This window comes from Pseudomonas sp. 2957 (assembly GCF_031456345.1).
Lineage (GTDB): Bacteria > Pseudomonadota > Gammaproteobacteria > Pseudomonadales > Pseudomonadaceae > Aquipseudomonas > Aquipseudomonas siliginis.
The window spans coordinates 444,920-454,542 of sequence record NZ_JAVDUL010000002.1; the positions used below are offsets into that span (position 1 = coordinate 444,920).

At 61.1% G+C, this 9,623-nt stretch carries 9 protein-coding genes; 7 read left to right on the top strand and 2 right to left on the bottom strand.

The window, feature by feature from the left end:
* Positions 1–26 precede the first annotated feature (26 nt).
* The 7 genes from J2Y39_RS07560 (at position 27) to J2Y39_RS07590 (ending at position 8,737) form a co-directional block, all read left to right on the top strand.
* Positions 27–1,733 carry an ATP-binding cassette domain-containing protein gene (locus J2Y39_RS07560; protein WP_252878334.1) on the top strand — a complete coding sequence of 569 codons (1,707 nt, stop codon included), beginning with the start codon at positions 27–29 and terminating at the stop codon, positions 1,731–1,733.
* Between the two features lie 167 nt (positions 1,734–1,900).
* Positions 1,901–2,860 carry a MoxR family ATPase gene (locus J2Y39_RS07565; RefSeq protein WP_007913915.1) on the top strand — a complete coding sequence of 320 codons (960 nt, stop codon included), beginning with the start codon at positions 1,901–1,903 and terminating at the stop codon, positions 2,858–2,860.
* A gap of 5 nt (positions 2,861–2,865) precedes the next feature.
* Positions 2,866–3,810: a DUF58 domain-containing protein gene (locus tag J2Y39_RS07570; protein WP_016774988.1), complete on the top strand. Its 945-nt coding sequence runs from the start codon at positions 2,866–2,868 to the stop codon at positions 3,808–3,810.
* Entirely contained in the window at positions 3,807–4,304 is a 498-nt protein-coding gene (locus J2Y39_RS07575; protein WP_065616204.1) for a DUF4381 domain-containing protein, read from the top strand. Before J2Y39_RS07570 ends, J2Y39_RS07575 begins: the two co-directional genes overlap by 4 nt.
* Positions 4,297–5,376, top strand: coding sequence for a VWA domain-containing protein (locus tag J2Y39_RS07580; RefSeq protein ID WP_310216400.1), 1,080 nt, complete (start codon positions 4,297–4,299; stop codon positions 5,374–5,376). Before J2Y39_RS07575 ends, J2Y39_RS07580 begins: the two co-directional genes overlap by 8 nt.
* Positions 5,373–7,109, top strand: a complete 1,737-nt coding sequence (locus J2Y39_RS07585) for a VWA domain-containing protein (RefSeq protein ID WP_073471111.1) — start codon at positions 5,373–5,375, stop codon at positions 7,107–7,109. Before J2Y39_RS07580 ends, J2Y39_RS07585 begins: the two co-directional genes overlap by 4 nt.
* Complete coding sequence (locus J2Y39_RS07590; RefSeq protein ID WP_310216403.1) at positions 7,106–8,737, top strand: BatD family protein; 1,632 nt, start codon at positions 7,106–7,108, stop codon at positions 8,735–8,737. Before J2Y39_RS07585 ends, J2Y39_RS07590 begins: the two co-directional genes overlap by 4 nt.
* A gap of 99 nt (positions 8,738–8,836) precedes the next feature.
* On the opposite strand, the gene J2Y39_RS07595 is transcribed toward J2Y39_RS07590, so the two are convergent.
* Positions 8,837–9,139 carry a hypothetical protein gene (locus tag J2Y39_RS07595; RefSeq protein WP_110645657.1) on the bottom strand — a complete coding sequence of 101 codons (303 nt, stop codon included), beginning with the start codon at positions 9,137–9,139 and terminating at the stop codon, positions 8,837–8,839.
* 59 nt (positions 9,140–9,198) lie between these two features.
* Positions 9,199–9,618, bottom strand: coding sequence for a hypothetical protein (locus J2Y39_RS07600; protein WP_143497886.1), 420 nt, complete (start codon positions 9,616–9,618; stop codon positions 9,199–9,201).
* Between the last annotated feature and the right edge of the window lie 5 nt (positions 9,619–9,623).

The following is a 9,623-nucleotide window of genomic DNA, read 5'->3' on the forward strand; positions in this document are numbered from 1 at the left end:
TCCAAAACGACCACAGGCCCATACTCATGCAGACATTTATAAGAACAGCCTGCGAGAAACATCGACTCCTGCTGGTGATGACAATAGGCGCGACCATCACCCTGAAAATCCTGGCCCTGGCCCCTCCTTTGTTATTGGGCAAGATCGTCGATTCACTAAACGATGCCGATCACACAACGCTGCGTACGCTGCTTTTTTTCACCGCAGCTTTTACGCTGGCCGGTTGCATTCAGTCGATGACCACCCCCCTGCAAACGCTGCTGCTCTCAAAGCTCGTCCAGCGAATTGTCATGGATGCTTCCATCAATTGGATGGCGCGGTTGATGGGCAAGGATTTTTCCCAGTTTGGCACGTGGCGAGTAGGACACTTCATCAAGTCGGTCGAGCGCGGAATCACTGCCCACGAACAGTTGCTGATGTTCTTCGTCACTACGGGTTTTCCCCTGTGCCTGGAATTTCTTATTGTGGCCGGCGCATTCTGGTATATGGGCGGAGCCTGGGTTTTCTGCGCGCTAGCTGGCCTCGGTGGCTGTTATCTCTATGCAACTCACCGGATCATTCGATGGCGCAGAAAACACATCGATGCTGTTAATGACCAGGAGGATGAGCTGAGTGCAACCTTGGTCAATACTTTGAGGGCTGGTAAATCGATAAAACTGGAACGCGCCGAACGCACGGCCCTGCAACCCTTGAACCGAGCGTTTGAGCGCTACGCCAATGCTGCGGTGACCGTAGCAGGCTCGGGCGGACTGTTGAGCGCGGCGAAGATTTTGTTTATCAGCCTGTCCACCGGCGGTTTGTTGGCTTGGGGAGTCATGGATCAGACGTCCGGACAAGCAAGTATCAGCGTCGGTCAGTTGGTGGCCATTTCCTCTATTGCTGGTACGTTCCTGTTGAATGTATCGGCGCTGACCGAAGGCTATCGGGTGCTGGATCAATTTTCGGCTGATCAACGGCGACTCAAAGAATTACTTGCAACTGCTGACTTCGATAACGATCGCCGCAATGACTCTGATGCGTTGCATAACCTATCAACATTACGGCTCGAGCCCTGCGAGATCACCCATAACGGTGTTGCGCAGCTATCAATTGCCAGCCAGATCAGCTTCCGACAGGGCCAATCCGTTGCGATCATCGGGCCCAGCGGCGCTGGCAAATCGACGTTACTCGAAGCGCTGGCAGGACTGGATTTTTCGGTGCGGCCCCGGCTGTTCATCGACGAGCTGTGCATAGATCGCTTAAATGCTCGCGTTCATCTGGAAACGGTGCGTTACAGCCCCCAGTCTCCGCAGTTCCTGGAAGGAAGTTTTGAACAGTCCGTACTTTTCGGTGTTGAGCAGTCGAAAACATTGAACGAGGCAATTCAATGCCTCCAGCTTGATGAAATCATTGGCCGAGGTCACATCGCTGAAAACGCCACGAATATCTCCGGAGGTGAAGCGAAGCGGCTTTCGTTGCTGCGACTTCTGAATCGACCGGGCAAATTCAATCTGTTTGATGAGCCGAGTGCTTCGATTGAACCGAAACTCGCTACACCAGTGTGGGATTTGCTATTCAAGACATTCGCTGGACAGGGCCTTATATGTGTCACCCATGATGTTGAACATCTCCATCGTTTTGACCGCGTGCTCGTCATGCAGCAAGGCGCCATCGTTGATGAAGGCAAATGGTTCGAACTGCTTGAGCGCCCCGCCATCAAGGTCATATTGCACAGCTTGCACACGCAGACCTGAATCGCAAAAACGTCCAGAAACGGCCCCACGCAGTGCAAACGAGGGCCGATACTGACAAATCGCGCAAATGCCGTTAGTCGCCGCCCCCCACGATGGATTAAAGTAACGCCCCCAGCCCCGGCGTTATCCGAACGCCCCGGCCACCCCCTTTCCAGGAACAGTCACCGATGGAACATCGTGAAGCGCTGCTGGCGCTGCGAACCTTTCTTTCAACGCAGATTCTCGGCCAGGAAAAACTCATCGAGCGCTTGCTCATCGCCCTGCTCGCCGACGGCCATATGCTGGTCGAGGGCGCTCCCGGTCTGGCCAAGACCAAAGCGATCAAAGAACTCGCCGAGGGCATCGAAGCCCAGTTCCATCGTATTCAGTTCACCCCCGACCTGCTGCCGGCCGACATCACCGGCACCGAAATCTACCGTCCGGAAACCGGCAGTTTCGTGTTCCAGCAAGGGCCGATCTTTCACAACCTGGTGCTCGCCGACGAAATCAACCGCGCGCCGGCCAAGGTGCAATCGGCCTTGCTCGAAGCGATGGCCGAGCGTCAGGTCAGCGTCGGGCGCAGCACCTATGAGCTGTCGCCGCTGTTTCTGGTGATGGCCACGCAGAACCCGATCGAACAGGAAGGCACCTATCCGCTGCCGGAAGCTCAGCTCGACCGTTTCCTCATGCACGTCAAGATCGGCTTCCCTGACGCCGCCGTCGAACGGCGCATCCTGCAACAGGCGCGTGGCGAGGCGTTGAACGGCGAGACCAAGCCCGAGCGTCGGGTCAGCCAGCAGGCGATCTTCGCCGCGCGCAAGGAAATCCTCGGTTTGTACATGGCCGACGCCGTGGAGGAATACCTGGTGCAACTGGTCATGGCCACGCGCAACCCGGCCAAGTTCGATCCGGAAATGGCCGAATGGATCGCTTACGGTGCCAGTCCGCGCGGTTCGATTGCCCTCGATCGCTGCGCCCGCGCCCACGCTTGGCTGGCCGGTCGCGACTTCGTTAGCCCGGAAGACATTCAGGCCGTGCTGTTCGACGTGTTGCGCCACCGCATCATTCTGTCGTTCGAAGCCGAAGCCGCTGGCATCGATCAGGATCGCGTGGTGCAGCGGATTCTCGACGTCGTCGCCGTCGCTTGACCCCCATGAACGCCGCCCTGCCCTCCGAACCCGGTATCCGCATCAGCCTCGCCGAGCTGATCGAGATGCGTCACCGCGTGCGCGAGGTGCAACTGTTTTCTACGCCGAGTCAGCGCAGCCCGCTGATCGGCCTGCATCATTCGAAATTCCGTGGCCGGGGCGTCGACTTCGATCAGGTGCGGGTGTATCAGGCCGGTGACGACGTGCGCACCATCGACTGGCGCGTCACCGCGCGCACGCAGGAGCCGCACACCAAGCTGTTCCATGAAGAACGCGAGCGGCCGATTTTTATCATGGTCGAGCAAAGCACGCGGCTGTTTTTCGGTTCGGGGCTGATGTTCAAGTCGGTGCTGGCGGCGCAGGTCGCGGCGTTGATCGGCTGGGCCGCGTTGGGGCACAACGATCGCGTCGGCGGATTGGTGTTCGGCGATAACGAGCACTACGAAATCAAGCCTCGCCGGAGCAAGCAGAGCCTGCTGCAATTGCTCAACCGGCTGGTCAAGGTCAATCAATCGCTGCACAGCGAGCGCGAGCCGGATCGCGATGCCTTCGGCGTGGCCCTGCGCCGCGCACGGGAAGTGCTGCGGCCGGGCAGTCTGGCCATCGTCATTTGCGACGAACGCGCGTTGTCCGACAGCGCCGAGCAGCAATTGAGTCTGCTGGCGCGGCATTGTGATCTGCTGATGTTGCCGCTGTCCGACCCACTCGATCACGCTCTGCCCGCCGCCGGCCTGCTGCGCTTCGCCGAACGTGGCGCGCAACTGGAGATCGACACGCTGAACTTCGACCTGCGCCAGACCTACCGCGCCCAGGCCGAAGCGCGCATCGCCCGTTGGGAATTGCTCGCGCAAAAGCTGCGGGTGTTGCTGATGCCGTTGAGCACGCAGAGTGAAATGGTCGAGCAGATGCGCGAGTTCCTTAACCCGCAGCGTCCGGGGAAAGGTCGATGAACGGCCTCGAACAACTGCAACCGCTGATCTCGCCGCCGCCGATCGCCTTCTGGCCGCCGGCGCCCGGCTGGTGGCTGCTGCTTCTGCTGTTGCCGCTGCTGGGTTTTGCCGTGTGGAAGCTGCGCCGTTTCATTCCGATCAAGAAACGCCCGGTGGTGCGCGCCGAGCAGCCGCTGGACCCGGTACGCATCGCCGCGCTCGCCGAACTGGCGCAAATGCCCAAACCCTACGACGGTGCACCAGCCGGCGCTTGGCTGCAACAACTCAACGGCCTGCTCAAACGCCTGTGCCGCAACCACTATCCGTACAGCCAGAGCCACACCCTCAACGGCCGCAAATGGCTGGCCTTCCTCGATAACCGCTGCCCCGCTGCCGGCCTGACGCGCTGGATGGTGCTGGTTGAAGGCGCGTACAAACCGGAATGCAAACTCGACGACAAAGCCATCGCCGGCCTGACCCAAGCGGTCGACACGTGGATTCGCAAACATGTTTGAGTTCGCCTGGCCTTGGATCTTTGTGCTGTTGCCGCTGCCGTGGCTGATGCGTCTGATCCTGCCGGTGGCCGACAGCGGCGAGCCGGCATTGAAAGTCAGTTTCCTCGCCGACCTCGAAGGCCTCGCCCGCCGCCGCGCCCGCGCCAACTTGCCGGCGTGGCGGCAGCAGGCGCCGTTTATCTTGCTGTGGCTGATCTTGCTGATCGCCGCCGCGCGCCCGCAATGGCTCGGCGAACCGCTGCCGATTGCCGCCAGTGGCCGTGATCTGCTGGTGGCGGTGGACGTGTCCGGTTCGATGGATTTTCCCGACATGCAGTGGCAGGACGAAGAAGTCAGTCGTCTGTCGCTGGTGCAGCACTTGCTCGGCGATTTCCTTGAAAGCCGCGACGGCGACCGCGTCGGTTTGATCCTGTTTGGCAGTCAGGCCTACCTGCAAGCACCACTGACCTTTGACCGGCGCACCGTTCGCATCTGGCTCGACGAAGCGCGGATCGGTATCGCTGGCAAAAACACCGCGATCGGCGATGCCATCGGTCTGGCCCTGAAACGCCTGCGCCTGCGCCCGGCGCAAAGTCGCGTGCTGATTCTGGTCACCGACGGCGCCAACAACGGCGGCGAAATCAATCCGCTGACCGCCGCAAAACTGGCCGCCAGCGAAGGCGTCAGAATCTATCCGATCGGCATCGGCGCCAATCCCGAGGACAGCGGCTCGACCGGCCTGCTCGGGGTCAATCCGAGCCTCGATCTGGATGAGCCGGCGCTCAAGGCCATCGCCGAAATCACCGGCGGCCAGTACTTCCGCGCCCATGACGGCAAAGAGCTGCAAGCGATCAAGGACACCCTCGATCAGCTCGAACCGGTGACTCAGCAACCGACTCAGGCACGCCCGGCGCAAGCCTTGTATCACTGGCCGCTGGCGCTGGCGCTGTGGTTGAGTCTGTTGCTGGTCGTCCGCGAACTGTGGCCGGACAATCCGCTGCTACGCCTGTTTACCAAACAACTGTATTTACAAAGTCCGCTGCCGGACTGGCGTGAGCGCTTGCAGCGTTTGCGCCTGCGGAGGCGCCGATGATCGCGCTCTGGCCGCACTGGTTCCGCCCTTGGTGGCTGCTGCTGTTGCCGCTGCTCGGCTGGCTGCTCTGGCAACTCTGGCACAGACAGAAACGCGCCGGTCGCTGGCAGATGATTCTGCCGCCGGCATTTCACGCTGCGCTGCTCAGTGGCGGCAGCGGGCGCCAGAGCAAACTGCCGTGGATCGCCCTAGGCGTGGCGTGGTTGCTGACCATTCTGGCCTTGCTCGGGCCGAGCTGGGAGCGCGTCGAACAGACCAGCCAGAAGCCTGCCGATCCATTGGTGGTGGTGCTCGAACTGACCCCGGAAATGCTCGCCACCGACTCGCCGCCGACGCGTCTGGAACAGGCGCGGCGCAAGCTGTTCGACCTGTTGCAGGCGCGCAGCGATGCGCAGACCGCCATCGTCGTTTATGCCGGCAGCGCGCACACGCTGGTGCCGCTGTCGGATGATCTGGCGACCAGCCGCAATCTGCTCGACGCGCTGAAGCCGTCGCTGATGCCGGAAGCCGGCCACCGCGCCGATCTGGCCGTGGGCAAAGCATTGGCCTTGCTCAAGCAAGGTGCGCTGGGACAGGGGCGGATTCTGCTGATCGGTTCTTCGCTCAACGAAGAGGAACGGCGAGGTATTCGTCGTGCTCTGAATGGCGAGTCGACGCAACTGCTGATGCTCGGCATTGGCACCGCCGAAGGTGCGCCGATTGCCCAGGAAGACGGCAGTTTCCTCAAGGACCAGCAAGGCGCGATCCGCGTGCCGCAACTCGACAGCCCCGGTCTGGCGACTTTCCTCAACAGCGTCGGCGGCGAGTATCACCCGGCGCGACTCGACGAAGCCGATCTCGGTGCCCTTGGCCTGCTCAACGGCCCGCGCAGCCTGCGCGACGACGGCCAGACCGTGCGCCTCGATACGTGGGCCGATCAGGGCTATTGGCTGCTGTTGCCGCTGTTGTTGCTGGCTGCGTGTGCCGGGCGCCGTGGCTGGCTGTTCTGCCTGCCGCTGCTGTGGTGCCTGCCGCAACCGAGCTACGCTTTCGACTTCGAAGACTTGTGGCTGCGCCCCGACCAGCAAGGTTTGCACCTGCTCAAGCAGAAGCGCCCGGCCGAAGCCGCGCAGCATTTCGATGATCATCAGTGGCAAGGGGTGGCGTTGTACGAGGCCGGCGACTACAGTGGCGCCGCTCAGCGTTTTGCCGAGGGCAGCGATGCCCGCGCCCACTACAATCGTGGCAACGCTTTGGCGAAAAGCGGCGAGCTGGAAGCGGCGATCGATGCCTACGAACAGGCGCTCGAGCTGCAACCGGATCTGCGTCCGGCGCAGACCAACAAGGCGCTGGTGGAAAACCTGCTGAAGCAGAAAAACGCTCCGCCGCCGCCCGAACCGGACAACCAGCCCAACGAACAAAGTCTGCCCGGCGATGAGCCTTCGCCCACCACCGCGCCCCCTCCGGCGGTGAGCAGTGAAACCCAGAGCGAGGCGCAACCAGCCGAGTCGGCCAGCGAACCGCCTCCGACCGCCCCGCCGCTGCCAGGCCCCAATGAAATCCCCGGCAGCAACGAGGAAGAGGAAACCGACACGGTGCCGACCCTGCGCCCGAGCGAGAACAACCTCGAAGGCGAGCAGCGTCAGGCGCTCGAACAATGGCTGGGCAAGATCCCGGACGACCCGGGCGAACTGCTCAGGCGCAAATTCTGGTACGAACAGCAACAACATCAGGATCAGGAAAACAATCGATGACCCGCTTCGCCGCTCTCTTGCTGCCCCTGCTGATCTGCACGGCCACCGCTCAGGCGGCCGAGCTGACCGCCAGCGTGGATCGCAGTCGCCTGAACTCCGGCGAGACGGTCGAGCTCACCCTCGAAACTGACGACGTCACCCAGTTCGGCAAGCCCGATCTGTCGGCGCTGGAAGCGCTGTTCGAAGTGCGCGGCACGCGCCAGGTCAACCAGCTCAACACCCTTAACGGCGACAACCGCGCGACCACACGCTGGATCATCACCCTGCTGCCGAAAGAGAACGGCAGCGTAGTGATTCCGCCGCTGCAACTGGGCGAAGCACAGAGCCAGCCGATCACCGTGCAGGTGATCGCCAGCGACAACCGCGAAGACAACAACAGCCTCGATCCGGTGTTCATCGAAGCCAGCCTCGACCAGACCAGCGTCTACGTGCAGGCCCAGGCCATCCTGACTTTGCGCATTTATCACTCGGTTTCGCTGTACGACGACAGCAGCCTGAGCCCGCTGCAAATCGCCGATGCGCGCATCGAACAACTTGGCGACACACGCACCTACGAAAAAGACATCAACGGTCTGCGCCACGGCGTGATCGAGATGCGCTACGCGATCTATCCGCAACACAGCGGCCTGCTGACGATCACCCCGCAGACGTTCAGCGCCACGCTGGTCGATACCGCACCATCAGCAGACGCCTCGGGGCCGAAACCCGGCAAACTGATGCGCGTCAGCTCGGCGTCGATTCCGCTGACGGTCAAACCGAAACCGCTGACCTACCCGGTCGATGCACCATGGCTGCCGGCGCGCAACCTCAGCCTCAGCGAAAGCTGGAGCCCGGAACCGGATCACACTCAGGTCGGCGATTCCCTCACCCGCAGCCTGACCCTGAAAGTCGAAGGCCTCGCCAGCTCGCAACTGCCGGCCCTGCCCGCCACCGACGTCAACGGCCTGCGCCGCTACCCCGACCAACCGGTGCTGGGCAACCAGAGCAGCGACCGCGGCATCATCGGCAGCCGCGAAGAACGCGAAGCCCTGGTGCCAAGCCGCAGCGGCGCGATCGACCTGCCAACCGTCGACGTGGTCTGGTGGAACACCTTCGAAGACCACCTCGAACACAGCAGCCTGCCCGCGCGCACCCTGCAAGTGGCGAACAACCCCAGCCTGCAAATCGACACCCCGGCCGGCACCCTGCAACCGAGCACGCCCGACAACGACACCCTGTGGTGGTGGAAACTCAGCACCCTGATCCTCGCCTGCACCACCCTGCTCGGCTTCGGCCTCTGGTGGCGCGCCCGCTGGCAACCGGCAATCCACCGCGCCGCCCAGACCGGTCCGAGCCCACGCACCCTGCTCGACGACATCAAACGCGCCAGCCAAGCCAACGACCCCCACGCCACCCGCCAGGCACTGGACGCCTGGGCGCGACAGCAGCCGGAGACGCTGGCAGACATGGCCGCGCGGTTTGTGCCGTTGTCGGACGCGTTGGACGGGTTGAACGGCGCGCTGTACAGCGAGACCGGGCAGCATTGGCAGGGTGAGGATTTGTGGCGGGCGATTCGAACGATTCCAGCCGCCGAGCGCGTGCAGGATCCGGTGAGTGAGAGTGGATTGCCGCCGCTTTATCCGAAGTGAAAAGCGAAAGATCGCAGCCTTCGGTGCTCCTACAGAGTGGGTACGTATCCCCTGTAGGAGCTGCCGAAGGCTGCGATCTTTTGATCTGAAAGTCCGGAATCAATATGCGAATTTCGTTTTGACTTGTTCGCCTTCTCGATAGGAGAGGACGAATGACTTCCATGGCTCGCCACGCTTGACTGCGTTTTCCTGAAGCTGGTCGACCAAACGAAGGATAATCGCCCCGTTAATATCAGTTTCAGCGTTCCAGTCCTCGACGCCATCTTTCTCAACGCACAGCTCCGTCTCGATGTAGCCCTCCCCCAACTCCACGCCATAACGGAACGCGTCATAGCCATGGACGATGCCGGCTTCGACCACCTGAAAAATCTCTTGGATGATCTTTATGTCTTCGGTAATCACTGTAAAACCTCCGGAGTGCGGTGGAAGTGGAGTTTCCTCAGAGCCATGAAAATGGAGGATTACCTATCGGTACGCAGGTTGATGTACAGGGATTTGATCAATGCGTCCTCACCGTCCTCGATGTCCGGTACATAAAAGCTCATACCAAATTCGCTAACGTCAAACCCGTCATCGTCAATGACAGGTTGAATGCCGTTACTGCGGAACAGGCTCAGTATGCGAGACAATTTTTGTCCCACAAGTTTGTGCCCCATCCAGGTGACGCCGCTTCTTTCGAAAAACTCCGCACCTTTCACAACATCTCGAGGGTCATAAAAGACATGTAAGTCGTATCTTACAAACGCATCCGTCGTATTCAACGAGGCAGCCGTTTTCTTAAACTCCTCAAAATCACCACCCAAAATGCTACGCACCTGCGTTCTGGACAAGGTGCCATTCAGAGGTCCTACCGTTCCAAATACCTGGAATGAAAAATCCACCGTCA

Excerpts from the sequence above, each read along its gene's own strand:
- J2Y39_RS07560 (WP_252878334.1), top strand. The coding sequence starts at position 27 with ATGCAGACATTTATAAGAACAGCCTGCGAGAAACATCGACTCCTGCTG.
- J2Y39_RS07565 (WP_007913915.1), top strand. The coding sequence starts at position 1,901 with ATGGAACATCGTGAAGCGCTGCTGGCGCTGCGAACCTTTCTTTCAACG.
- J2Y39_RS07570 (WP_016774988.1), top strand. The coding sequence starts at position 2,866 with ATGAACGCCGCCCTGCCCTCCGAACCCGGTATCCGCATCAGCCTCGCC.
- J2Y39_RS07575 (WP_065616204.1), top strand. The coding sequence starts at position 3,807 with ATGAACGGCCTCGAACAACTGCAACCGCTGATCTCGCCGCCGCCGATC.
- J2Y39_RS07580 (WP_310216400.1), top strand. The coding sequence starts at position 4,297 with ATGTTTGAGTTCGCCTGGCCTTGGATCTTTGTGCTGTTGCCGCTGCCG.
- J2Y39_RS07585 (WP_073471111.1), top strand. The coding sequence starts at position 5,373 with ATGATCGCGCTCTGGCCGCACTGGTTCCGCCCTTGGTGGCTGCTGCTG.
- J2Y39_RS07590 (WP_310216403.1), top strand. The coding sequence starts at position 7,106 with ATGACCCGCTTCGCCGCTCTCTTGCTGCCCCTGCTGATCTGCACGGCC.